This window comes from Streptomyces sp. NPDC048436 (assembly GCF_043200355.1).
In the GTDB taxonomy this organism is placed as follows: domain Bacteria; phylum Actinomycetota; class Actinomycetes; order Streptomycetales; family Streptomycetaceae; genus Streptomyces.
Genome location: NZ_JBICXP010000017.1, coordinates 134,230 through 156,896 on the forward strand (window position 1 = coordinate 134,230; position 22,667 = coordinate 156,896).

Annotated in this window: 27 protein-coding genes, 1 pseudogene and 1 riboswitch; of the genes and pseudogenes, 14 read left to right on the forward strand and 14 right to left on the reverse strand. The window is 69.4% G+C overall.

The genetic code is table 11. From position 1 onward, the window contains the following. Nucleotides 1-19: 19 nt before the first annotated feature. From ACGFX9_RS36925 to ACGFX9_RS36940, 4 genes are all read right to left on the reverse strand, one after another. Complete coding sequence (locus ACGFX9_RS36925; RefSeq protein ID WP_393483788.1) at nucleotides 20-952, reverse strand: 1-phosphofructokinase family hexose kinase; 933 nt, start codon at nucleotides 950-952, stop codon at nucleotides 20-22. A 120-nt stretch (nucleotides 953-1,072) separates the two neighbouring features. Continuing rightward, complete coding sequence (nagA, locus tag ACGFX9_RS36930) at nucleotides 1,073-2,221, reverse strand: N-acetylglucosamine-6-phosphate deacetylase (RefSeq protein ID WP_393483791.1); 1,149 nt, start codon at nucleotides 2,219-2,221, stop codon at nucleotides 1,073-1,075. Then, the gene (locus ACGFX9_RS36935) at nucleotides 2,221-3,195 is read right to left on the reverse strand and encodes an ROK family protein (protein ID WP_393483793.1); all 975 of its coding nucleotides are present in this window, start codon (nucleotides 3,193-3,195) and stop codon (nucleotides 2,221-2,223) included. Before ACGFX9_RS36935 ends, nagA begins: the two co-directional genes overlap by 1 nt. Nucleotides 3,196-3,337: 142 nt before the next feature. Next, complete coding sequence (locus tag ACGFX9_RS36940; RefSeq protein WP_393483796.1) at nucleotides 3,338-4,231, reverse strand: SIS domain-containing protein; 894 nt, start codon at nucleotides 4,229-4,231, stop codon at nucleotides 3,338-3,340. Nucleotides 4,232-4,411: 180 nt separating this feature from the next. On the opposite strand from ACGFX9_RS36940, the gene ACGFX9_RS36945 reads away from it, so the two are divergent. Genes ACGFX9_RS36945 through otsB form a run of 3 tightly spaced genes read left to right on the forward strand, consistent with a single transcriptional unit; the run spans nucleotide 4,412 to nucleotide 6,792 of the window. Beyond that, nucleotides 4,412-5,629, forward strand: a complete 1,218-nt coding sequence (locus tag ACGFX9_RS36945) for an ABC transporter substrate-binding protein (protein WP_393483883.1) — start codon at nucleotides 4,412-4,414, stop codon at nucleotides 5,627-5,629. 10 nt (nucleotides 5,630-5,639) lie between these two features. Continuing rightward, nucleotides 5,640-5,924 carry a DUF3263 domain-containing protein gene (locus ACGFX9_RS36950; protein WP_393483799.1) on the forward strand — a complete coding sequence of 95 codons (285 nt, stop codon included), beginning with the start codon at nucleotides 5,640-5,642 and terminating at the stop codon, nucleotides 5,922-5,924. A gap of 16 nt (nucleotides 5,925-5,940) precedes the next feature. Next, nucleotides 5,941-6,792, forward strand: a complete 852-nt coding sequence (gene otsB, locus ACGFX9_RS36955) for a trehalose-phosphatase (RefSeq protein WP_393483801.1) — start codon at nucleotides 5,941-5,943, stop codon at nucleotides 6,790-6,792. Nucleotides 6,793-6,823: 31 nt separating this feature from the next. On the opposite strand, the gene ACGFX9_RS36960 is transcribed toward otsB, so the two are convergent. Beyond that, nucleotides 6,824-8,218 carry a trehalose-6-phosphate synthase gene (locus tag ACGFX9_RS36960; protein WP_393483805.1) on the reverse strand — a complete coding sequence of 465 codons (1,395 nt, stop codon included), beginning with the start codon at nucleotides 8,216-8,218 and terminating at the stop codon, nucleotides 6,824-6,826. 78 nt (nucleotides 8,219-8,296) lie between these two features. Further along, on the reverse strand, nucleotides 8,297-9,241 hold the full coding sequence (locus tag ACGFX9_RS36965; protein WP_393483808.1) for a glucosyl-3-phosphoglycerate synthase: 945 nt from the start codon (nucleotides 9,239-9,241) through the stop codon (nucleotides 8,297-8,299). 163 nt (nucleotides 9,242-9,404) lie between these two features. Next, nucleotides 9,405-9,539: riboswitch (SAM riboswitch) on the forward strand. 17 nt (nucleotides 9,540-9,556) lie between these two features. Here ACGFX9_RS36965 and thrC point away from each other — a divergent pair. The 4 genes from thrC to groL all read left to right on the forward strand — a co-directional run bounded on the left by thrC (nucleotide 9,557) and on the right by groL (nucleotide 13,835). Further along, nucleotides 9,557-10,867 (forward strand): threonine synthase, encoded by a 1,311-nt coding sequence (gene thrC / locus ACGFX9_RS36970; protein ID WP_393483811.1) that lies wholly within the window; start codon nucleotides 9,557-9,559, stop codon nucleotides 10,865-10,867. A 96-nt stretch (nucleotides 10,868-10,963) separates the two neighbouring features. Further along, entirely contained in the window at nucleotides 10,964-11,239 is a 276-nt protein-coding gene (locus ACGFX9_RS36975; protein WP_393483814.1) for a MoaD/ThiS family protein, read from the forward strand. 424 nt (nucleotides 11,240-11,663) lie between these two features. Then, nucleotides 11,664-11,867: a cold-shock protein gene (locus ACGFX9_RS36980; protein WP_005315736.1), complete on the forward strand. Its 204-nt coding sequence runs from the start codon at nucleotides 11,664-11,666 to the stop codon at nucleotides 11,865-11,867. Nucleotides 11,868-12,209: 342 nt separating this feature from the next. Continuing rightward, nucleotides 12,210-13,835 (forward strand): chaperonin GroEL, encoded by a 1,626-nt coding sequence (groL, locus tag ACGFX9_RS36985; protein ID WP_160505762.1) that lies wholly within the window; start codon nucleotides 12,210-12,212, stop codon nucleotides 13,833-13,835. A gap of 119 nt (nucleotides 13,836-13,954) precedes the next feature. On the opposite strand, the gene ACGFX9_RS36990 is transcribed toward groL, so the two are convergent. Continuing rightward, nucleotides 13,955-15,193: an esterase/lipase family protein gene (locus tag ACGFX9_RS36990; RefSeq protein WP_393483817.1), complete on the reverse strand. Its 1,239-nt coding sequence runs from the start codon at nucleotides 15,191-15,193 to the stop codon at nucleotides 13,955-13,957. A 315-nt stretch (nucleotides 15,194-15,508) separates the two neighbouring features. Between ACGFX9_RS36990 and ACGFX9_RS36995 the strand changes: the two genes are divergently transcribed. After that, a complete protein-coding gene (locus tag ACGFX9_RS36995) occupies nucleotides 15,509-15,709 on the forward strand; it encodes a hypothetical protein (protein WP_393483820.1) in 201 nt (66 codons plus the stop codon). 119 nt (nucleotides 15,710-15,828) lie between these two features. Here ACGFX9_RS36995 and ACGFX9_RS37000 read toward each other — a convergent pair whose 3' ends face one another. From ACGFX9_RS37000 to ACGFX9_RS37020, 5 genes are all read right to left on the reverse strand, one after another. Continuing rightward, complete coding sequence (locus ACGFX9_RS37000) at nucleotides 15,829-16,098, reverse strand: type II toxin-antitoxin system RelE/ParE family toxin (protein WP_393483823.1); 270 nt, start codon at nucleotides 16,096-16,098, stop codon at nucleotides 15,829-15,831. Then, nucleotides 16,095-16,382, reverse strand: coding sequence for a type II toxin-antitoxin system Phd/YefM family antitoxin (locus tag ACGFX9_RS37005; protein WP_393483826.1), 288 nt, complete (start codon nucleotides 16,380-16,382; stop codon nucleotides 16,095-16,097). The genes ACGFX9_RS37000 and ACGFX9_RS37005 overlap by 4 nt, the downstream gene beginning before the upstream one ends. A 67-nt stretch (nucleotides 16,383-16,449) precedes the next feature. Next, entirely contained in the window at nucleotides 16,450-17,262 is an 813-nt protein-coding gene (locus tag ACGFX9_RS37010) for a hypothetical protein (protein ID WP_393483829.1), read from the reverse strand. Between the two features lie 281 nt (nucleotides 17,263-17,543). After that, a complete protein-coding gene (locus tag ACGFX9_RS37015) occupies nucleotides 17,544-17,828 on the reverse strand; it encodes a DUF397 domain-containing protein (RefSeq protein WP_393483832.1) in 285 nt (94 codons plus the stop codon). Beyond that, nucleotides 17,812-18,651 (reverse strand): helix-turn-helix domain-containing protein, encoded by an 840-nt coding sequence (locus ACGFX9_RS37020; RefSeq protein ID WP_393483835.1) that lies wholly within the window; start codon nucleotides 18,649-18,651, stop codon nucleotides 17,812-17,814. Before ACGFX9_RS37020 ends, ACGFX9_RS37015 begins: the two co-directional genes overlap by 17 nt. Nucleotides 18,652-18,766: 115 nt before the next feature. Between ACGFX9_RS37020 and ACGFX9_RS37025 the strand changes: the two genes are divergently transcribed. The 4 genes from ACGFX9_RS37025 to ACGFX9_RS37040 all read left to right on the forward strand — a co-directional run bounded on the left by ACGFX9_RS37025 (nucleotide 18,767) and on the right by ACGFX9_RS37040 (nucleotide 19,930). Next, on the forward strand, nucleotides 18,767-18,979 hold the full coding sequence (locus tag ACGFX9_RS37025; RefSeq protein ID WP_393483838.1) for a hypothetical protein: 213 nt from the start codon (nucleotides 18,767-18,769) through the stop codon (nucleotides 18,977-18,979). Continuing rightward, on the forward strand, nucleotides 18,976-19,200 hold the full coding sequence (locus ACGFX9_RS37030; protein ID WP_393483841.1) for a hypothetical protein: 225 nt from the start codon (nucleotides 18,976-18,978) through the stop codon (nucleotides 19,198-19,200). The genes ACGFX9_RS37025 and ACGFX9_RS37030 overlap by 4 nt, the downstream gene beginning before the upstream one ends. Before the next feature lie 86 nt (nucleotides 19,201-19,286). Further along, nucleotides 19,287-19,511, forward strand: a complete 225-nt coding sequence (locus tag ACGFX9_RS37035; protein WP_393483844.1) for a type II toxin-antitoxin system VapB family antitoxin — start codon at nucleotides 19,287-19,289, stop codon at nucleotides 19,509-19,511. Next, on the forward strand, nucleotides 19,508-19,930 hold the full coding sequence (locus tag ACGFX9_RS37040; protein WP_393483847.1) for a PIN domain-containing protein: 423 nt from the start codon (nucleotides 19,508-19,510) through the stop codon (nucleotides 19,928-19,930). The genes ACGFX9_RS37035 and ACGFX9_RS37040 overlap by 4 nt, the downstream gene beginning before the upstream one ends. A 24-nt stretch (nucleotides 19,931-19,954) precedes the next feature. Here the strand turns inward: ACGFX9_RS37040 and ACGFX9_RS37045 are convergent, their stop codons facing one another. After that, on the reverse strand, nucleotides 19,955-20,716 hold the full coding sequence (locus tag ACGFX9_RS37045) for a polysaccharide deacetylase family protein (protein ID WP_393483851.1): 762 nt from the start codon (nucleotides 20,714-20,716) through the stop codon (nucleotides 19,955-19,957). 284 nt (nucleotides 20,717-21,000) lie between these two features. Here ACGFX9_RS37045 and ACGFX9_RS37050 point away from each other — a divergent pair, with 284 nt between their 5' ends. Continuing rightward, the gene (locus ACGFX9_RS37050) at nucleotides 21,001-21,681 is read left to right on the forward strand and encodes a hypothetical protein (protein ID WP_393483854.1); all 681 of its coding nucleotides are present in this window, start codon (nucleotides 21,001-21,003) and stop codon (nucleotides 21,679-21,681) included. Nucleotides 21,682-21,811: 130 nt separating this feature from the next. On the opposite strand, the gene ACGFX9_RS37055 is transcribed toward ACGFX9_RS37050, so the two are convergent. Next, nucleotides 21,812-22,408: a TetR/AcrR family transcriptional regulator gene (locus ACGFX9_RS37055; protein ID WP_393483857.1), complete on the reverse strand. Its 597-nt coding sequence runs from the start codon at nucleotides 22,406-22,408 to the stop codon at nucleotides 21,812-21,814. Between the two features lie 69 nt (nucleotides 22,409-22,477). Between ACGFX9_RS37055 and ACGFX9_RS37060 the strand changes: the two are divergent. After that, nucleotides 22,478-22,667: pseudogene (locus ACGFX9_RS37060) on the forward strand (dihydrofolate reductase); the annotation flags it as partial.

A 22,667-nucleotide genomic window follows, 5' to 3' on the forward strand; every position in this document is an offset into this window, starting at 1 on the left:
CACGCGGTGACGCGTGGTCTCACGCCGCGGTGGCCTCCCCGGTCACCGCGACCCGCGCGAGCAGATCTTCGTACGTCGAGCGCGCGAACTCGCCTGCCACGGGGGACTCGACCGTCGCCGCGGAGAGCGCCACGGCCCGTGCGAGGCGCTGGGGCCACGGAAGTTCCTCCACCAGGGCGGAGAGCAGCCCCGCGACCGCCGAGTCACCGGCGCCGGTCGGGTTGCCGTGGACGCGGGTGGGCGGAGCCGCCTGCCAGGTGCCGGCGGGGGTGACGGCAAGGAGGCCGCGTGCGCCCAGCGAGGCCACGACCGCGTGCGCGCCCCTGCGGCGGGCGTCACGGGTCGCCTGGGCGGGCTCGTGGGAGCCGGTCAGCTCCGCCAGTTCGTCGGCGTTCGGCTTGACGATGTCGGGGCGGGCGGCGACGCCACGGCGCAGCGCCTCCCCGCTGGTGTCCAGGAGCACGGGGACCTTGGCGGCGCGCGCGGCCCGTACGAGCGTCGCGTACGCGCCGACCGGCACCCCCGGCGGCAGGCTCCCGCAGAGCGCGACCGCCGCGACGCCCCCGCGCAGCGACTCCTCGTACGACTCCAGGAACGCGGCCCACTCGGCGGGCGAGATCGTCGGCCCCGGCTCGTTGAGCTGCGTGGTGTCGCCGCTCGCCGCGTCGACTATGGCGAGCGTGCGGCGGGTGGCGCCCTCGACGGGAACGAGCGCGTCCGTGACGCGGGGCTCGCGCGTGAGGCGGTCGTGCAGGACGCGGCCCGTGTCGCCGCCCGCGAAGCCCGTCACCGTCACGTCGTGGCCGATGGCCGCCAGGACGCGGGCGACGTTCAGGCCCTTGCCACCGGGGCGTTCGGTGACCTCGGTGACGCGGTGCGAGGTGTGCGGGGTGAGGGCGGGGACGCGGTAGGTGATGTCCAGGGCGGCGTTCAGCGTGACCGTGAGGATCACTCGTCACCCACCCCCGAGATCGCTGGAGAACGCGCTTACTGACGCCCTCTTTCGGGGCTGATCATGCCAAAGAGAAGGCGGTTGGCCCAGAGGCCAGGGCCAACCGCCTTCTCTTTGTCGTCACTTCAACGGGCTGGGCGCAACCACCCACTCGCCCTTGCGCAGGACGCCCTTCAGGTCGAAGTCCGCGTCGAGGACCACCAGGTCGGCGTCCTTGCCGGGCTCCAGGGAGCCGACCCTGTCGTACATCCCGAGGAGCTTGGCCGGGTTGGCGGAGATCGCCTGGACGACGTCCTCGACCGGCAGCTTGTCCACGGTCACCGAGCGTTTGAACGCGCGGTCAAGGGTGAGGGTCGAGCCCGCGATCGAGCCGCCCTCGACGAGGCGCGCGACGCTGTCCGACACCTCGACCTCCAGCGGGCCGAGCATGTACCGGCCGTCGCCGAAGCCCGCCGCGTCCATCGCGTCCGTGATGAGGGCGGTGCGGGCCGCGCCCGCGTGGTGGAAGGCCAGCTCGAACGAGGCGGGGTGCAGATGCGTGCCGTCGTTGATCAGCTCGACCGTGATCCGCTCGTCCTCAAGGAGGGCCGCGATCGGTCCTGGCGTGCGGTGGCCGAGGCCCGGCATCGCGTTGTAGAGGTGCGTCGCGACGGTGGCGCCCGCGTCGATGGCCTCCTGCGTCTGCTCGTACGTCGCGTCCGTGTGGCCGATGGCCGCGATCACGCCGTGCTCGGCGAGGAGGCGTACGGAGTCGATGCCGCCCGGCAGCTCGGTGGCGAGCGTGAGCATCTTCGCCCGGCCGCGGGCCGCGTCGATCAGCTTGCGGACCTCGGCGGGGTCCGGGTCGCGAAGGAGCACCTCGCTGTGCGCGCCCTTGCGGCACGGCGAGATGAAAGGCCCCTCGAAGTGGATACCGGCGATGTCACCCTGCTCGGCGAGCTCACTGAGCAGGCCCGCCCGCTGGGCGAGGAAGTCCATCTCGCCGGTGACGGTGGAGGCGACGACGGTGGTGGTGCCGTGCAGGCGGTGGGTGTGGACACCCTTGAGTACGTCCTCGACGGTGCCGGAGGTGAAGGAGGCGCCGCCACCGCCGTGGTTGTGGATGTCGACGAAGCCGGGGACCACCCAGTGGCCCGCGAGGTCGATCACCTCCGCGTCCGCGGGAGCGCTCCCGGAGATGCGCGTGCCGTCCACGATCACGCGGCCGTTGGAGAGGGTCCCGGTGGGCAGGACCACCTGGGCACCGGCGAGGACTTTGCTAGTGGCCATCAGGCGGTTTCCTCCGTGGGGTCGGACGTGGGATCGGGCGTGGGGTCGGACTCCGGCCTTACGAGGTCCCAGGCGAGCAGGCCCGCCCCCAGGCACCCGGCTGTGTCGCCGAGGGCCGCGGGGACGATGTCGGGCAGCGTCTGGAACTGGACGACGCGCGCCGCGACGGCCGCCCGCAGGGGTGTGAACAAGGTTTCCCCGGCCTCGGCCAGACCGCCACCGATGATCAGCGTGTGCGGGTCCAGCAGAGTGAGGGCGGTGATGAGGCCGTCCGCGAGGGCGTCGATGGCGTTCTGCCAGACCGCCTGGGCCCGCGGATCGCCCGACTCCACGGCCTTGGCGCAGTCAGCGGCGTCCGCCCGCGGGTCACCGCTCGCCGCCGCCCAGGCCTCGCTCACCGCGGAGGCGGATGCGAGCCGCTCCAGGCAGCCGCGCTGGCCGCAGCCGCAGAGCGGCCCGCCGGGACGCACGACGACATGGCCGATCTCGCCCGCGGAGCCGTGCGCGCCGGGCTCGATGACGCCGCCGATGCCGATGGCGCCGGCGATGCCCGTGCCGAGGGGTACGAAGAGGAACCGGTCGGCGCCCTTGCCCGCGCCGATCCGGCCCTCGGCGAGGCCGCCGGTGCGCACGTCGTGGCCCAGGGCCACGGGTACGGCTTCCAGCCTGCGGCTCAGCAGCTCGCGCATCGGGACGTCGCGCCAGCCGAGGTTCGAGGCGTACACCGCGATGCCGCGCTCGGTGTCGACGATCCCGGGGATCGCGACACCGGCCGCGGCGGCGGGTTCCCCGAAGGCCTCGATCCCGTGGGTGCGCAGGTCGGCGGCGAAGTCGAGGATGGACTCGACGACCGCGTCGGGCCCGCGTTCGCGTCCCGTCGGGCGGCGCGCCTCGTAAAGGAGCGTGCCGTCCGCCCCGACCAGGGCGGCCTTCATTCCGGTGCCGCCCACATCGAGGGCGATGACGTGTCTCACGGGGGACAGTCTCGCGCGTCGGCCGCGAGAGGTCTAGTCCACTTCGCCGTCAATCGCCGGTCCCCGTCGGGCGGGACCCCAAAACCGCCGCTTCGCGGCGGATGTCTCCCGCCCACCCACCCGTTTGCCCCGCAGTTACCCGCTAGCCCAGAATCACGCTTCGCGTCAGGTTTCGCGGGCGGTCCGGGTCGTAGCCGCGCGACTCCGCGAGGGCCACCGCGAGCCGCTGGGCCCGGATCAGGTCCGCCAGCGGATCCAACTCCTCGCGGGCCACCAGCTCCCCGCCCACCCGGGCCACATCACCGGCGAGACCCTCCGGCAGCACGCCGAACATCCACGCCACCCGTCCGGGCCCGGTGATGGAGATCGGCCCGTGGCGGTACTCCATCGCCGGGTACGACTCCGTCCACGCCCCCGCCGCCTCCCGCATCTTCAGCGCCGCTTCGAGCGCGAGACCGTACGTCCAGCCCCGCCCGAGGAACGTCCACTGCTCGGCGGCCAGAACCGCCGCGGGCAGCGGCTCCGTCACCGCGAGCTCGGCGTCCACCGCGGCCTCCGCGACCGACTTCACCCCGGGGATGTCCCCGAGCCCGGCGCGCAGGAAGGCCAGGGCCGTCGTCGCGAAGCGGGTCTGGACGACCGACCTCTCGTCCGCCCAGTCAAGGACCGCCACGGAGTCCGCCGCGTCCATGACCGGCGTCTTCGGATCGGCGGTGAGGGCCGTGGTCGGGACGACACCCTTCAGCTCGCCGAGGAGCTCAAGGACCTCCGTCGTCGTACCGGACCGGGTGATGGCCACCACGCGGTCGTACTTCCGCCCGACGGGGAACTCCGACGAAGCGAACGCGTCCGTCTCGCCCTGCCCGGCGGCCTCGCGCAGAGCCGCGTACGCGATGGCCATGAACCACGACGTCCCGCACCCGGTGACGGCGACCCGCTCGCCCGGCTCCGGCAGTCCGTCGAAGGCGAGAGCGGCATCGGCCGCCCGGTGCCAGCAGGCGGGCTGAGTTGCTATCTCTGCTGCGGTACGCGACATGCGTCAAGGCTCCTTGCCGGTGGGACGTCATTGGTACGCCGTTGCACAAGCGATACTGAGGTGGTGTAGACCTCGTGTCCATACGCGAGGGAAAATCGCAGTTCACGTAGATCATCGAGGGTGGGAACAGCTGTGCAGCGGCGCGCGACAGGACTGACCGCGGCGATAGCCGCACTGGGCATGGCGGCGGTCCTCGCCGGCTGCGGCGGCCCGGGCGACTCCGGCGACGTCACCCTCAAGCTGGTGGCCGCCGACTACGGCGACTCCAAGGCCAACAGCTCCCAGAAGTACTGGGACAAGCTCAGCAAGAAGTTCGAGGCGAAGAACCCCGGCATCAAGGTCGACGTCAGCGTCTACTCCTGGACCGACGTCGACCGCAAGGTCAAGGACATGGTCAAGGCGGGCGACGCCCCCGACATGGCCCAGATCGGCGCGTACGCCGACTATGCCGCGGCGGACAAGCTGTACCGCACCGAGGACCTGGTCTCGATCTCCACCCAGGCCGACTTCATGGCCCCCCTCTCGGAGGCGGGTGAGGTCAAGCGCGTCCAGTACGGCATGCCGTTCGCCTCCTCCACGCGTCTGCTCTTCTACAACGAGAAGATCTTCAAGGACGCCGGCCTCACCCCGCCGCAGAGCTGGACCGACCTCGCGGCCGACGCCAAGGCGCTCAAGGCGCGCGGCGTGAAGATCCCCTACGCCCTGCCGCTCGGCAAGGAAGAGGCGCAGGCCGAGACGATGCAGTGGCTGCTCAGCGGTGGCGGCGGCTACACCGACAACGTCGGCACGTACGACATCGACTCCACGCAGAACGTGAAGACGTTCAACTGGCTCAAGGACGAGCTCGTCGGCAAGGGCCTCACCGGCCCCACGCCGCCCGCCAAGCTCGACCGCGCCGAGGCCTTCGCCGCCTTCACCCGCGGCGACGTGGGCATGCTCAACGGCCATCCCACGCTGATGCAGATGGCCGCCAAGAAGGGCGTGAAGTACGGCATGGTGCCGATGCCCGGCGTGAACGGCCACACCCAGGCCACGATGGGCGTCGCCGACTGGATGATGGCCTTCAAGCAGCGCGGCCACGGCGAGGAGATCGGCAAGTTCCTCGACTTCGCCTACAGCACGAAGAACGTCCTGGACTTCTCACGCGAGTACGACCTGCTGCCCGTCACCACCTCCGCCGCCGAGGAGATGACCGGCAACAAGAACGACAAGGCGCTCGCCGAGTTCCTGGACGAGCTGCCCACCTCGCAGCTGTACCCCGTGGGCAAGACGTCCTGGGCGCAGATCTCCGTCGAGGTCAAGAAGTACATCGGCAAGGCCGTCGACCCGAACGGCAACCCGGCGTCGATCCTCAGCCAGATCCAGGCCAAGGCGGCGACCGAGGAGAACTCGGAATAGCGTGACGGGCATGACGGATGCCACGGACGATTCCCCGGACGGTGCCCCGGACGACGGGTTCCCCGACACCGGCCTCTCCGAGCGCGACCGCGCCATCCTCGCCATGGAGCGCCGCGACTGGGTGGCCGGGCCGGGGTCCAAGGAGCGTGCGGTCCGCGAGCAGCTCGGCCTGGTTCCGGTGCGCTACTACCAGCTCCTGAACGCCCTGCTCGACGACCCCCGCGCCCTTGCGCACGATCCGGTCACCGTCAACCGGCTTCGGCGTGTCAGGGAGTCCCGGCGCGGGGAGCGTTGAGCGTAGGGTCGGGCCCATGGGTGACCCTGTGTACTCTCCCGAGCTGCCCGAACCCGTGACTCCCGCGGGGCGCGAAGGCCTGGCCGCGCTCCTCGCGCGGCCCGAGAAGACCGTGATCGCGCTCGACTTCGACGGCACGCTAGCCGTGATCGTCCCCGACCCCGAGCAGGCCCGCGCCCACCCCGACGCCGTCCCCGCCCTCGCCGCGCTCGCGCCGAAGGTGTGCTCCGTCGCCGTGGTCACCGGCCGCCCGGCGGGTGTCGCGGTGCGCTACGGCGGCCTCGCCGGCGTTCCCGGCCTCGAACACCTCGTCGTCCTCGGTCACTACGGCGCCGAGCGCTGGGACGCCGTCTCCTCCACCGTGCACGCGGCCGAGCCGCACCCGGGCGTGGCGGCCGTGCGCGCCGAACTGCCCGGCTTCCTGGACGCGATCGGCGCCTGGCGCGGCACGTGGATCGAGGAGAAGGGCCGCGCGGTCGCGGTCCACACCCGCCGCGCGCGCGACCCGCAGGCCGCCTTCGACGCACTGCGCGAACCCCTCGCCGAGCTGGCATCCCGCCACGGCCTGATCGTCGAACCGGGCCGCCTGGTCCTTGAGTTGCGCCCGCCCGGCATGGACAAGGGCGTGGCCCTCGCCGACTACGTACGCGAAGTGGGCGCCGAAACCGTCCTGTACGCCGGCGACGACCTGGGCGACCTGCCCGCCTTCGCCGCAGTCGAGAAGCTCCGCTCGGACCAGGTGCGGGGCCTCCTCGTGTGCAGCGGCAGCGCGGAGGTCGTGGAGTTGGCCGAGAGGGCCGACCTGGTGGTGGACGGGCCGCAGGGCGTGGTGGAACTCCTGGGAGCGATCGCTGCGCGGCTTGGGTGAGGGATTCGCAAGGCTTCGGTGCAGCCGGTGATCAGTCCCCCAGCGCCCGCAGCTGGTCCAGGAACCACTGGGCCGGGGGGAGAGCAGTAGCCGCCGCCGCGAGGCGTTTCGTGCGTTCGGAACGCTCCCCGGTCGGCATCGTCAAAGCCGCGTGCAACGCCGCCGTCGTGCCCGTCACGTCATACGGGTTCACGACAAGCGAGTCCTCGCCCAACTCCTCGTACGCCCCCGCCTCCCGGGAAAGCACCAGCACGCACCCCTCGTCCGAGACGACCGGCACCTCCTTCGCGACGAGGTTCATGCCGTCCCGGATCGGGTTCACCAGAGCCACGTCCGCCAGGCGGTACGCCGCGAGGGAGCGGGCGAAGTCGTCCTTCACGTGCAGTACCACCGGCGTCCACCCCTCAACGCCGAAGCGGGAGTTGATCTCGTCGGCGACCCTCTGCACCTCAGCCGTGTAGTCCCGGTACACCGCGAGGTCCTGCCGTGACGGATAGGCGAACGCCACGTGCACCACCCGCTCGTGCCACTCGGGGTGGTCCTCAAGGAGCTGCCGGTAGGACAGGAGTCCGCGCACGATGTTCTTCGAGAGCTCCGTCCGGTCCACCCGGACAATCACCTTCCGGCCGACACCCACCTGCTCCCGCAGCGCGACGAGCCGGTCCTCCACGTCGTCCCGCCGCGACCGCTCCCGCAGGAAATCCGCGTCAGCCCCGAGCCCGTGCACCCCGATCCGCGTCCCCGACGTACCACCGAGGACGGCGACGCAGCAGTCCGTGAACGCGTCCGCCCACCGGCCCGTCAGGAACGCCGCGCGGTCGGCCCCGAGGATGCCCCGCAGCAGCTGCTCCGCGATGTCGTCCGGCAGCATCCGGAAGTAGTCCACCGGCGCCCACGGCGTGTGCGAGAAATGGCCGATGCGCAGGTCGGGGCGGAGCTCCCGCAGCATGCCCGGCACCAGCGCCAGGTGATAGTCCTGCACCAGGACCGCCGCGCCGCCCGCCGCGCTCTCCGCGAGCGCCTCGGCGAAGGCCCGGTTGTAGGTCTCGTACGACGCCCACTGTGCGCGGAACTCCGCATCGAAGGCCGGTTCGAGCGGCGTCTGGTAGAGCATGTGGTGGACGAACCACAGCACCGAGTTCGCGATCCCGTTGTACGCGTCCGCGTGCACCCGCGGGTCGATGTCGAGCATCCGTACGCCGGGTTCACCGACGCCCCGCCGCACCGCCTCGCGGTCACCGTCCCCCAGGGCCGCGCAGACCCACAGGGCCGCGTCGTCCCCGTCGGAGCCGCCGATCGCGCTCAGGCCCGATACGAGCCCGCCGCCTCCCCGTTTCGCCGTCAGCTCCCCGTTCTCCTCAAGGGCGTACGTGACGGGGCCGCGGTTGGACGCGACGAGAACCTTGGCAGCGTGCTCGGAGACCATATGCCGAAACTTAGCCCGTACCGGAAGCCCTCAAACGTATGGCCGCAGCCCGCCGGAAGGCGGCCCCGCAGGGGACTGTCACGCCACGCGGCGGGCCGCGTACTCCGCGATGTCGGCCATCGGCGGCCTCTCCTCCGTGTCCACCGGATGGGTCCGCGGCTCGAACCCCCGCTCGCCCCGTTCGAACTGGGTCAACTCGGGGCGTACGAGATGGCCGCGCGCCAGCCGCAGCTGCGCCGTCCGGTAGATCGCCGCCGCCATCCTGCCGAGCGCCTGCCCGTCCTGATGCCGGTGCTTGCGCACACCGACATCGACCTGCGCCAGCGCGTCCAGGCCCACCGTGTGCAGCGCGTCGACGAGCAGACCCAGCTCCACCCCGTAACCGACGGGGAACGGCAGCCGCTCCAGGAGGGACCTGCGTGCCGCGTACTCACCGCCGAGGGGCTGGACGAAGCCCGCCAGCTGGGGCCAGTGCATGTTGAGCAGCGGGCGCGCCATCAGCTCGGTGACCCGGCCGCCCTGACCTGCTGTTCCGGCCAGGGGGCGGTCGTACATCGCCTTCACGAACTGCACGTCGGGCTCGGTCAGGAGGGGGCCCACGATGCCCGTGACGAAGTCCGCCGAGAACTCCCTCAGGTCCGCGTCGACGAACGCGACTATGTCACCGCCGGTCACCAGGAGTGAGCGCCACAGCACCTCGCCCTTGCCGGGCACGGCCGGGATGCGCGGCAGGATCTCGTCCCGGTGCACGACCCGCGCGCCCGCCTCACGGGCGACCTCGGCCGTACGGTCCTTCGAGCCGGAGTCGATCACCACGAGCTCGTCGACGAGGGCGGCCTTCTCGACCAGCTCACGGCGGATCTCGGCGACTATCCCGCCGACCGTCTCCTCCTCGTCGAGCGCGGGCAGTACGACACTCACCGAGGCTCCGGACGCTCGTTTGGCTGCGACGAGTGCGCTGAGCGGACGGTCGGCAACGGACCAGGAACGCCTGGTCAGCCAGCGCTCGGCCTCTTCCAGCACGGGTGGCTCCTCCTGTGTGTGGCCTGCATGTGATCCATCTCGCGGTTCGGACGACTATCTCAAGGGTCCAGGCCGTCGGTTACAGTCTTGAACAACGCGGATGACCATCGCATGTCGGGGGTCATCGCGTAACAAATGCCCGGGTCCAGACCCGGCGCCATACCGCTCATCCAGAGGGGCAGAGGGATACGGCCCGTTGAAGCCCCGGCAACCATCCCGTCGACCGCGCACGCGAGGTCTCGACGGGGAAGGTGCCAATTCCGTCTCGCGGCGAAATGCGCCGCGGGGAAGATGAGGAGAAAGGGCCTCGCCTCCATGGCTGCGCAGACTGTAGAAACGAACAACACCACCCCCTCCACCACCACGGACTCCGTGGACCTCGGCCCCGCGTCCGGCCTCTCGTGCCGTGAGTGCGGCGAGCTTTACGCCCTCGGCCCGATCTTCGCCTGCCAGGCCTGTTTCGGCCCGCTCGAAGTCGCGTACAACCTGCCGACCGGTGACCCCGAGGCACTCCGCAAGCAGATCGAGTCGGGCCCCGACAACATCTGGCGTTACGCGCCGCTGCTGCCCGTCCCGGCGGACGTGGCGTCCAAGCCGAACATCAACCCCGGCTGGACCAAGCTCGTCAAGGCCGACAACCTCGCGCGTGAACTCGGCGTCGAGCAGGGCAAGTTGTTCGTCAAGGACGACTCCGGCAACCCGACGCACTCCTTCAAGGACCGCGTCGTCGCGCAGGCCATCGAGGCCGCGCGCGCCTTCGGCTTCACCACCCTGTCCTGCTCCTCCACCGGCAACCTCGCCGGCGCCGTCGGCGCCGCCGCGGCCCGCGCCGGCTTCCGCTCCTGTGTGTTCATCCCGCACGACCTGGAGCAGGGCAAGGTCGTCATGGCCGCGGTCTACGGCGGCGAACTCGTCGGCATCGAGGGCAACTACGACGACGTGAACCGCTTCTGCTCCGAGCTCATCGGCGACCCGCTGGGCGAGGGCTGGGGCTTCGTCAACGTGAACCTGCGGCCCTACTACGGCGAGGGTTCCAAGACCCTCGCGTACGAGATCTGCGAGCAGCTGGGGTGGGTCCTTCCCGACCAGCTGGTCATCCCGATCGCCTCGGGCTCGCAGCTCACGAAGATCGACAAGGGCTTGAAGGAGCTCATCGCGCTCGGCCTCGTCGAGGACAAGCCCTACAAGATCTTCGGTGCGCAGGCCGAGGGCTGCTCCCCGGTGTCGACCGCCTTCAAGGCCGGGCACGACGTCGTACGCCCCCAGAAGCCCAACACCATCGCCAAGTCGCTGGCCATCGGCAACCCCGCCGACGGGCCGTACGTCCTGGACATCGCGCGCCGTACGGGCGGGGCCGTGGAGGACGTGAACGACGAGCAGGTCGTCGACGCGATCAAGCTGCTCGCCCGGACCGAGGGGATCTTCGCGGAGACCGCCGGTGGTGTGACGGTCGGCGTCACGAAGAAGCTGCTTGAGGCGGGGCTCATCGACCCCTCCCTCACCACGGTGGTGCTGAACACGGGTGACGGCCTCAAGACGCTTGACGCTGTCGCTGAGACTTCGCAGGCCACCGCCACGATTCGCCCTAGCCTTGACGCGTTCCGCGCCGCCGGGCTCGCAGGCTGAGCTTGTTCGCTTGACTGCGGGGCCGTCGTGGCTGGTCGCGCAGTTCCCCGCGCCCCTTGCAGGGGCGCTTCCTCCCCGCATCAAGAGGTGAACCCCATGAGCGTCAACGTCCGTATCCCCACCATTCTTCGCACCTACACCGGCGGTAAGGCCGAGGTCGCCGCCGAGGGGGGCACCCTCTCCGAGGTCATCGCCGATCTGGAGGCCAAGCACGCGGGCATCGCGGCCCGTGTCCTGGACGACCAGGGCAAGCTGCGGCGCTTCGTGAACGTCTACGTGAACGACGACGACGTCCGCTTTGAACAGGGCCTTGAGACGGCGACGCCGGACGGCGCCGGCGTCTCGATCATTCCCGCCGTCGCCGGCGGCTGACCCTTTGCACAAACACCCTGCGTAATCCTGATTGCCCCCTCCGCGAGAGAAGTGGAGGGGGCAATTCCATGTGGTTGAGCGCGGTACAGTTGGGAAACGCGCTTCCCCGTTTGTGCCCGGCGCATATACGAAGTCGCCCCGGAGTCGACAAGAAGCAGCCAAAGTGCCCTGCCTATATACGCCTTTCGTGGCTTTTGCATGGCCCGACTTGCCCTGAAGTCCGGCGAATTCTCCGCATATTACCGATCGCGCGTGCCCAGAATTCTCGTCCGATTGACCTGTTGCAGAGGGCAGTTGGACAGATACATTCAGCCGCGGTCGACGCGTTCCGGCGCACGCCTCCACAACCCATTGGGGGGGTGAGGTCTGACCCGGGTCCGCGAAGTGCGGGCCCGTGCAAGGGCCAGTAATAGGGGAGTTAGGCATGGCTCAGGGCACCGTCAAATGGTTCAACGCGGAGAAGGGGTACGGCTTCATCGCGGTCGACGGTGGTGCGGATGTATTCGTCCACTACAGCGCGATTCAGATGGACGGCTACCGCACCCTTGAAGAAGGTCAGCGAGTGGAGTTCGAGATCTCGCAGGGCCAGAAGGGTCCGCAGGCGGACATGGTCAAGCTCGCCGTCTGATCTCGGCGCGATCGGCCAGCGACTTAGCGAGACGAGGGGCTCGTATCCCGAGAGGGGTACGGGCCCCTCGTGCGTGCCCCGCGTCCCCCGCGCGCTGTCGTGGATCCCGCGGCCCGCGCACCCCTCGTATGTCTGGGATCCGTGAGAGGCGCTTGCACTCGCAGGGGTCGAGTGCTAATCATTGGCGTTAGCACTCTCCCAGTGAGAGTGACAGAACTTGGATCGGGTCGGTGAGGCCCGCAGGCCGGGTGGGGCAAGGAACCACAAGGTTTGCAGGCCGTCCGTCGCGGGCGCCAGCACGATCCGTTTGCGTTTCCACCCCGTCCGGGAGGACCACTTCACATGGCCAAGATCATCGCGTTCGACGAGGAGGCACGGCGCGGCCTCGAGCGCGGCATGAACCAGCTCGCCGACGCCGTCAAGGTGACCCTGGGCCCCAAGGGTCGCAACGTCGTCCTCGAGAAGAAGTGGGGCGCCCCCACGATCACCAACGATGGTGTTTCCATCGCCAAGGAGATCGAGCTCGAGGACCCGTACGAGAAGATCGGCGCCGAGCTGGTCAAGGAGGTCGCGAAGAAGACGGACGACGTCGCCGGTGACGGCACGACGACCGCGACCGTCCTGGCGCAGGCGCTGGTCCGCGAGGGCCTTCGCAACGTAGCCGCCGGTGCCAACCCGATGGCCCTCAAGCGTGGCATCGAGAAGGCCGTCGAGGCCGTCTCGGGCGCCCTGCTCGAGCAGGCCAAGGACGTGGAGACCAAGGAGCAGATCGCTTCTACGGCCTCCATCTCCGCCGCCGACACCCAGATCGGCGAGCTCATCGCCGAGGCGATGGACAAGGTCGGCAAGGAAGGCGTCATCACCGTCGAGGAGTCGCAGACCTTCGGGCTCGAGCTTGAGCTCACCGAGGGCATGCGCTTCGACAAGGGCTACATCTCGGCGTACTTCGCCACCGACATGGAGCGTATGGAGGCGTCGCTCGACGACCCGTACATCCTGATCGTCAACTCGAAGATCTCGAACGTGAAGGACCTCCTTCCGCTCCTCGAGAAGGTCATGCAGTCCGGCAAGCCGCTGCTGATCATCGCCGAGGACGTCGAGGGCGAGGCCCTGTCGACCCTGGTCGTCAACAAGATCCGTGGCACCTTCAAGTCCGTCGCCGTCAAGGCTCCGGGCTTCGGTGACCGCCGCAAGGCCATGCTCGGCGACATCGCCATCCTCACCGGTGGCACCGTCATCTCCGAGGAGGTCGGCCTCAAGCTGGAGAACGCCGGTCTCGACCTGCTCGGCCGTGCCCGCAAGGTCGTCATCACCAAGGACGAGACCACGATCGTCGACGGCTCCGGTGAGAGCGACCAGGTCCAGGGTCGCGTCAACCAGATCCGCGCCGAGATCGAGAACTCGGACAGCGACTACGACCGCGAGAAGCTGCAGGAGCGCCTGGCGAAGCTCGCCGGCGGTGTTGCGGTCATCAAGGCCGGTGCCGCGACCGAGGTCGAGCTCAAGGAGCGCAAGCACCGCATCGAGGACGCCGTTCGCAACGCGAAGGCCGCCGTCGAAGAGGGCATCGTCGCCGGTGGTGGCGTGGCGCTCATCCAGGCCGCCGCTGTCTTCGAGAAGCTTGAGCTCGAGGGCGACGAGGCCACCGGTGCCGCCGCTGTGAAGCTGGCCCTTGAGGCCCCGCTGAAGCAGATCGCGGTCAACGCCGGCCTTGAGGGTGGCGTCATCGTCGAGAAGGTGCGCAACCTGCCCATCGGTCACGGCCTGAACGCCGCGACCGGTGAGTACGTCGACATGATCGCCGAGGGCATCCTCGACCCGGCGAAGGTCACGCGCTCTGCCCTGCAGAACGCCGCGTCCATCGCCGCGCTGTTCCTCACCACCGAGGCCGTCATCGCCGACAAGCCGGAGAAGGCGGGCGCTGCCCCGGCCGGCGGCGGCATGCCGGGCGGTGACATGGACTTCTGATCTGCCTCTGGCTGATCGGCTGTTCATCGCTTCACAACGCTTCACATCGCTTTACGCGAACCGAGGGCGGCACTCCTTCTCACGAAGGGGTGCCGCCCTCGGGCGTTCACGGGCCGGGGCTACGGAAGCCGGTCCATGATCCAGGAGCAGAGTTCCTCGGTGACCAGCGTGTGTCCCTCGTTCTGTGAGGCGCAGAGGTACTCGTCCAGCTCGCTCTCCTCGGAGTCCGTGAACGGCTCGTAGAGCTTCTCCCGGGTGTCGATGTCGCGCAGGGCGACCGCGCTGGCCGCCGGGACGAAGCAGTGCTCGCGGATCTCGGCCTCGGAGCCCAGGCCGATGAACGCGGGGATCTTGTTGAGCTCGTCGGCCAGGATGCCGAAGCCCTCCAGGGTGCCGCCGGGGGCGCCGTCGACCTCGGGCAGGCCCGAGGTGGAGATGCGCGGCTTGCGCAGGGTCACCACCCGCAGCTGGGCGACGAGTTCCTCCTTGCCTTCCTGCTGGGTGTAGAGGTGGGTGCCCGTGATGGCCAGGCCCTTGCCCCTGAACGCCCGCTGTCCGGGGCGGATGCGGTTGCTCTCGCCGGTCCGTACGCCGTTGGCGACGCCGATCGTCCGCGGCTTGCGCGGCCAGCCGCCGACGCGCTCCAGCTCGGCGAGGAACTCGGTGCGCTCCTTGTCCGTCTCCGGAGTGTCACCCCACTCCGCGATGTGCTGCCAGAGCAGCTGACGCGAGGCGGGGCTGTTCATCTGGTTCGAGAAGGCGGCGTTGAGCCGCCGGATGTAGTGCGCGAACGACTGCAGCGCGATGGGGATCCAGGCGCCCCGGTGCGGACTGTCGTACGAGAAGTAGAGCTTGGTCTCGTGATCGATGTCCTCGTGCTCCATCGCGGCGAGCGCGTACCGCGCGACGAGGCCGCCCATGCTGAACCCGCCGATGGCCAGCGGATGATCGCCGTTACGCCGCGCGATCGTCTCCTGTACGGCGGACCGTACGACCCTGGCGTTGTCCAGGACCGAGGCGCTGCGCTCGTCGAAGCCGAGCAGGACGACGTCGTGCCCGCGCCGCCGCAGCTCGCTGATGAACGGGTAGGGACCCCGCTCCAGAACCTCCCAGGAGTAGTCGAGCTCGCTGGGCCCGGTGTTGAACCCATCGGCGAGGAGCACGGGCCGCGAGAGCCCGTCCTTGGCGTCGGCGAGGTACACCCAGGCCTTGCCGCCGGGCAGCGCCCACTCCTGGTCCGGGGCGGGCGCCGCGGCGGAGACCTCCCTCGGGCCCGGGGCCAGGGTGATGTGGGCGGCGGCTCCCAGGGCTTCGGAGATCTGCTGTTCGTCGGGCTCGGTCGCGCTGGGCTCGGTCATGAATAGTCCCCTCGGGTCGGGCCGCTTCGATGACGTTCGGTGTCATCTTGGGCACCACCGGTAGCCGCGTGAAGCCGGACCCGTTCTTCCACGCGGGGAGCACGACCCTTTCGGACAGCCCGGCCCTGTCCGCTTTTGCCGGTGCCGACCTGGCAGATCCCCGACCGCGGGTGAAGCGTGGCCCCTGCCGCCGCCCAACTCGGTCATCTCCCGCCCACCGGAGCCGGCGAAGTATGTCGCGAAGACGACGGCGGCCGACCGCCTCCGAGGTGACCGGTCGGGCTCTTGATCGTTGGTCCTGTCATGCAGATGAGAATGAGCAGGACGGTACGGGCACTGGTGACGGGCGCGGCGGCAGTGGCGGTGGCGGGAGCCGTGGCTCCCGGGGCGCAGGCGGCGGAACCGGACCCGACACAGAAGCTGAAGTCGGCGGCAACCGGTGTCCTCGGCACGGCCCAGCAAACCGGCCTACAGACCATCACCCAGGGCGAGCTCGCTCCCCCGATCGGTTCCTGAGGCGTTGCAGCGTCTTCTGACCTAGTGCAGAAAAATTCCGGTGGCTTGCCGCAAAAGCGGCGCGACACCGGAATTTTTCTGCAATTCCCGCTCGATCCGGTGTAGCGCTTCCGCCCGGACTAACCGCCGCGGTACACCTCGCGGCGGTTGCCGACGTGGACGACGAGGATGACCAGCACGTCGTTCTGGATCTCGTAGACCACGCGGAAGCTCCCGACGCGCAGCCGGTACAGCCCGTCGTGCCCGGTGAGCTTCTTGGTGTCGGCGTCGTCGCGGTGTGGGTCGTCGCCGAGTGAGGCCAGGGCCGTGAGGATGCGCAGGGCCTGTTGCCGGTCGATGGAGCGGAGTTGGCGCTGGGCGTGCGTGGTGAAGCGGAAGGCGTACTTCACGCGGCGTCGCCCTTGGCCCCACCGCTGCCGCCCTTGCCGTCCCCTTCGAAGAGGTCCGCCAAGAGCTCGGACATGCTGACGGTGGGGTCATCGCGGTGCCTCTCGGCCTCGCGAGCCGCCAGTTCGTCGGCCGCTTCGTCGAGCGCATCCAGGACCTCTATGGGCACCAGGGCAGCCACACGCTTCCCCTTGCGGGTCAGCACGGTCACCTCGCCGGCCTCCGCCTTGTCGACGACCTCGGCGAGGTGGGCACGGGCTTCGCGGATGGTGACGTTCTCGCTCATGACGTAAGTGTACGCGTCGGTGTGTACACACGTGCCCCGGAGCTGTGCGGGCGGGCCGTTTGAGCGGTCATGCGTGGGTCCTTTCGTGTGGACTGCTGGTTGCGGCGCGGGCTGCCGACGCATGGGCGCGGACCGCTGCGGGAGACAGGGGCCTCGCGCGCTGCGCTGGGCCGGGTTCGCCACGGCACGGGCCGCATGTGCCGCCGGGCAGGGATTCGGGGCGGCCGGGGGCTCCGCATCTCCCGCACTCCAGTACGCGGAGGGCGGGGCGGGTGACCGGTTCAGGGGGCAGCTTGCTGGTGAGACGGCTGCGGACCAGGGCCGCGGGGCTGTGTACGGGGGTGGGCAGCCCCGAGGTGAGGGCGCGGAGAATGTCCGGCTCGGTGGCGCCGCGTGTGAACCACTGGGTGACCTGTGGTTCGAGGGCGACGCAGTCCGCGTACGAGAGGGACAGCGCGGGGGCCGTCCGGCCGAGGGCCGCGAGGAGGATGAACGCGCGGCTGCGGGTCGGATGCCGGGGTCTGTCCGGCTCGTCCTCCGTTACGTCACCGCGCGTGAACGCCGCCCACCAGGCATCGTCCCGCGCCGTCCGCGAGAACCACGTTCGGGTGACCCAGCGGGCGGTGCCTGATCCGTGCACGTGTTCCTTGCCGCGCCGCAAGTGGCCTGCTGCCTGGAGCCTGTTGAGGGCGGTACGGAGGGCGCACTGGCCGTACGGGAGGTGCTTGGCCAGGGTCTTTACGGAGATGTCCGCGCCGTCCGGGAGCCGGTCGAGGACGGCTGCGATGGCTGCCTCGCGCGGCGGGAGGTGGCGGAAGTCGTGGTTCGTGCGGGGGAGTTGTTCGGGTGCCGAACGCTTTCCGTAGCCCGGACTGGCCATCGGGTGAGGGTCTGCGTGCGCGGGGCGGAAGTCGGCACTAAGCTTGGCATCAGCCATGGATCGAACTCTGCTTTCGGTCGATGGTTAAACCCCCGCAGGTGTTCGCAGCACCGGGCGGGGGTTGTTCGTTATTCGGGCACGCTAGAGCGTTGTCACGTTGCGTGGCAAGTCGAACTCCGAAAGTGATCGACTGTGCCAACTCCAAGGGAGGGAGGGTGGGTTGAGGCCCGCCTCCCGTTCCTTGAAAAGAGGGCTTGGCGCTGGTGGCTTGAGCCCCGGGGTCAGTTGGCCTTGAGATCCGTGACGAACGCGGACCAGCTTTCGGCCCGGAACACGAGCTTCGGGCCGGTGGGGTTCTTGGAGTCGCGGACGGGGACGATGTCCGGTTGCCCGTCGGCCACTTCGAGGCAGTCGCCGCCTTGGCCGCCGCTGTACGTGGACTTGCGCCAGCGGGCGGCGCCGGGGAAGTCGCGGGCCACCTCTAGGCAGTTGCCGCCGCTGCCATCGCTGTACGTGGACTTATGCCAGGTCGCTGCACTCAGGTCATGCTCAGGGCTGGTCCTCATGGGCGTAATCCTCCGCCACTGATTCGATCAAGGCCAGGGATTCTGACGGTGACGCCGCGTTGGCCCCGAGCAAATCGTATGCCAGTTCGTGACGGGCGACAGTGGGCGGATCGTCTTCCAGTCTGCCTGTGCCGGGGCCCTCGAAGTAGACGAGCGGAGGCGCGCCTTCGAAGGCCATCAGCTTGACTGCGCCGCCCATCGACGGGTGGGCCCCAGCCTTAAAGGGCAACACTTGCAGGATTAGTCGGTGGCTCCGCGCGAGGTCAGCGACGTGCTGCAGCGCATCCGCCATGACAGCTGCGTTACCCACCCGCCGGTGCAGTACGGCCTCGTCAAGGATCGACCACAACAAGGGGGTTGTTGGGTCACGCAGGAGCTGCGCTCGCTCAAGCCTGGCGGCCACCAAGTCCTCGATCGTGTCTTCTGTGGCGGTCGGCTGATATGCGCGGAACACCACCCGCGCGTACTCCGGGGTCTGGAACAACCCCGGGATCAACTGCGGTGCGTACTCCCGGATGGCTGTCGCAACCGCCTCCGCCTCCGCTGCCTCCGCGAAGTGATCCGGATACTTCGACTTGGCCACAGCCTTGCAATTCCGGGCGAAGAAGCCCCCCGTGGCAAGGACCTCGTCGAAGTGGTGGGCGTACTCCAGATGCATCCGCCTCGTACCGGCCTCCAACTGGCCGATGAACGAGCCGCTGACGAACAAGTGCGCACCCAGCGCCTCCTGGCTGACCCCCTTCCGCTCCCGCGCGTGGCGGAGTTCGCAGCCTAGGAGGGCGCGGGGGTTCGACGAGGGGTCCAGGTCCTTGCGGCGTGTCATGGGCAACTCCTCATCCAACAAGGCGGTTTGTTGGGACGTGGCTGCTTCTCAGGCTACGCAGAGCCGGACACGCTGGGTGATGAAACGGCAACACCCAGTGTGAAAGGCGGAGGGTATGGCGCTGACGGCGGAGGAACGGGTACGGGCGGCGGAGGAGGCTGTGCGGCAGTTGAGGGCGGGGCTCGAAGAGGTCGGCGTCACGCTGCCGTCCCTGCGGATGGACCCGCTGACGGCGGCGGCCGAAGGGGCGCTGCCGTTGGTGGAGTTGGGGCGCTGCAACCTCGACACGGCGCTGCGGCTGGCCGCCGTGCTGGAGGGCGCGCGATGAACGGCGACCCGAGTGTGCCGGAGGCAGGGACGTACGCCGTCGACTTCCGGGACGGCAGCGTCGGGCGGGTCATGGGGTGCGAGGGCGGGCTCGTACATCTCAGGCCGCTCGGTGGGGGGCGGGAGTGGGAATGCCCGCCGGAGTCCCTCGGGGAGGCGCCGGCGGGAGTCGTGCTGCGGGCGCGGGTGCGGGAGATCAACAGCGAGGGGCGGTTGCCGTGATCGGATCACGCAGGCAAGGCGGGGCCGTGCTATGTACACTCAGAGAGGCAGAAGTGGGCTCTCTATGTACAAGGCGGGAGATCGAGATGTCGCTGACACACATCGAAATCGACGACGAGGCACTGGAGACCGCCAAGCGTCTTGGGGGCCACCGGACGAAGACGGCGGCGGTGGCGCACGCGCTGGAGGAGTACAACAAGCGGCTTCAGCGGGCCGCTGCCTACGACAGGTTCATCGAGCTCGGCCGGGACTGGGACGTCGAGGGAGCTGAAGCGGCGCATCGTGCCGAGAAGGAGGCATCGGGCAAGTGAGCCGATATCTGGTGGACAGCTCGGCGCTCTGGCGGATTCTGCGGGACGCCCCCCTTGCCGCCGCGTGGCGGGAGGCGGCGGCGGACGGTGAGATCCGCTCGTGTTACCCGCAGCGTGCGGAGTTCCTGAAATCAGCGAGGACCCTCAAGGAGTACGAGACGTGCAGCGCCCTGCTGGGGGATCTCTACGAAGACGTCCCCGTCCCCAAGGGCGCGGCCAAGTGGGTCGGCGCCGTGCAACTGCGCGCGGCAGAGCGGGGCGCGCATAAGTCACTGTCCGCCGTCGACCTCCAGGTCTGCGCCACTGCGGCCCATCATGACCTCATCGTTCTGCATGATGACAACGACTTCGTGACGGCTGGGAAGTTCGCCGTGGAGTTGCGGCAGCGCAATGTGCGTGAGGGCCCCTTGGGGATCTGATCCGGCCGGGGCCGGGGCCGGGCCTCAGCGGACCGGGAAGCCGAAGGTGTAGCCCTGCTGCTTGAGTTGGGGGAGGAGCGTGCGCAGGGCCTCGACGGTCTGGGTGCGGTCGCCGCCCGCGTCGTGGAAGAGGAGCGTGGGCCCGTTGGGCAGCTCCCGCTGGACCGTGGCGACGATCGCGTCCGTGCCCGGACGCTCGAAGTCCTTGGTGTCCACGTTCCAGCCCAGCGGGCGCATGCCCCGGTCGGCGGCGAGCTTGCGGCTGTACGGGGTGAAGGCCCCGCCGGGGGCCCGGTAGTACATCGGCCGTACGCCCCCGGACGCCTTGGTGATCATGCGTTCGGCGTCGAGTATCTGCTGGGACTGGTAGGCGTGGGAGTTCTTGTCCATGCCGGTGTTGTGGGACACCGTGTGGTCGCACAGGCGGTGTCCGGCCGCGACCACCTTCTTGACCATGTCCGGGTGGGCCTTGGCCTGGGTCCCCACCATGCAGAACGTGGCCTTCACGTCGTACTCCCGCAGTACGTCGAGTACTTGAGGGGTCCACTTGGGGTCGGGGCCGTCGTCGATGGTGAGGTTGATGCCGCGCTCCCCGTCCTCCGAGGCGTGCGCGATGGACGCGGCGACCGGCTTGACGGCGCTGGGCTTTTTCGCCGCCGGTGACGAATCGCCCGCGGTGCCGGCCTGTGCGCTCCACACCCCCGCACCGGTGGCAAGCAACGTCACCCCGAGTGCCGCCCCGATCAGCTTGCCGTACCAGCCCCGCCCGCCGCTGTGCCGCGCCATGTCCGCCCCTTCGCGTCCCGTCCCTCGCCGCGCCCCGATCGCTTGCGGCACCTGGCAGGACGAGGAACAGGGGTCAGAGGATGCACCGGGACCGTGTCCGTTACCGATCAAGGACAATTCCGGGGGAGTTCGCGGACAACTCGCCGCGGGGGGAAACGGGGCGAACGCGGGCGGGCGCGGGCGGGCGCCCCCTGACCGCTCAAGTAGGGCTTCCCAGGGGCTCAGGGCCGATGTGAGTATCCGTACGGATTCGTATCGGTGAGGGGCTGCCTACGGTGACGTACATGCCCGCACCCGATTCCGCCTCCGCGTCCGTCTCCGCCTCCGCGTCCAGCCGCAGACGGCACTGGATCATCGGCCTTCTGGTCACACCGGTGGTGGCGCTGTTCGGCGGCGCCTGGTTCGTGATGTACGGCTGGCCGGAGCAGTACGAGAGAGAGGCGCCGCCGGAAATGCTGCGGCGTATCGCGGCCGACAATCAGGACGCCTACCGCGTACTGGATGTCGGGCCCGTGCTGAAGCCGCAGTCAAGGCCGGAGGACCCCGCGGAACACCACTCCTCCAACTCGGCTTCGACGGGCGAGTGTTACCCCGATGGGCTGGAAGCGATGAAGGACGAGCCCCTCGACGGGATCTACAACATCCAGCACAGCTGGACCGCCGTCAGGAAAGACGGCTCCGGGGTGCGGGGCGCCTTCGGTCGTCTGGAGCGCCATCTCACGGCAGAGGGCTGGGACGTCGACTGGAGCGAATCCATCGACAAGCGGAACTTCGGCGTGGTCGCCGATAAAGACGGCTACCGGCTGTCGATCCACTGGGACGCGGATTTCAAGGAGGTCACCGGCCTTGGCAGCAGTCCCTGCGCCCGCTTCCCCGACCGGTCGCAAGAGCGCGCTTACCGCCCCACCGACCACTACGCGGCCCCGGACCGGCAACTGACACCGCCTGACCTCGTGCCCAGCTGACAGCGCTGGACGGACGGTGGGACGGACCGTGCGGGCTAGGCCGTTTCGTTCGGATCAGCAGACGGAATCAAGAGCGGGTGACTGCCGAGGCCGGTCCGGCCCAGCTCACTTCCAGCGCAGCAGACTGGAGTCATCCTGGGCCGGGCAGTTGCCCCGCCGCCACGATGCGCTCCACTGCGGCCGTTACCAGTTGTTCACGCTCTGTCTCCGTGAAGACGTCCGGCAGGGTGAGCTGTTCAACGATCAGCCAGTTCAGCGTCAGCATGAGCAGCTTGACCGCCGTGGTGTCGCCGGGGAGACCGGAAGTCTCGTGATAGGCGACGTTGGCATCCACGTCGGCCCGGACTCGCTCCGTGAGGACCTTGCGCAGTTCGGGGCGGCGAGTGGCTTCGAGGCGGAGTTCCAGCAGTGCGAGGTAACCGGTGCGGAAGGAGGCGACGCGGCCGACGAGTTCGCGCATCAGCTCTACGTAGGTGTCCCGGTCGCGGCCGGCCGCCCGCTGGCGGGCAATCGTGGCCTCGTCGGGCTGGAGTCGCTCGTAGACCCCGGCGCCGACCTGAGTGAACAGGTCGTCGCGACTGGAGAAGTAGTTGGACGCCGTACCGGCGGGAACGGCAGCCTCGGCATCCACGGCCCGGAACGTCAGACCGCGTGCGCCTTCCCGGGCCAGCACCTCGATCGCCGCGTCGACAAGGTCCGCACGCCGCCGGTCATTCCGTCTCACCATTGACACAACTCCATATGTAGTACTACGTTCAAGCCACTTCAAATAGAGTACTACGTGTGGGGGAATCTTTTGCGGAAGCTCGTGTACTACATCGGCGTCTCCCTCGACGGCCGCATCGCCGGTCCCGGCGGCGAGTTCGACTTCTTTCCGCAGGGGGACGAGCGGCAGGCCGCCGCCTATTCGACTTGGATGAACGCGCTGTACCCGGAGACCATCCCGACCGCATATCGCGCGGCCGCCGGCGTCGCCGACGCGCCCA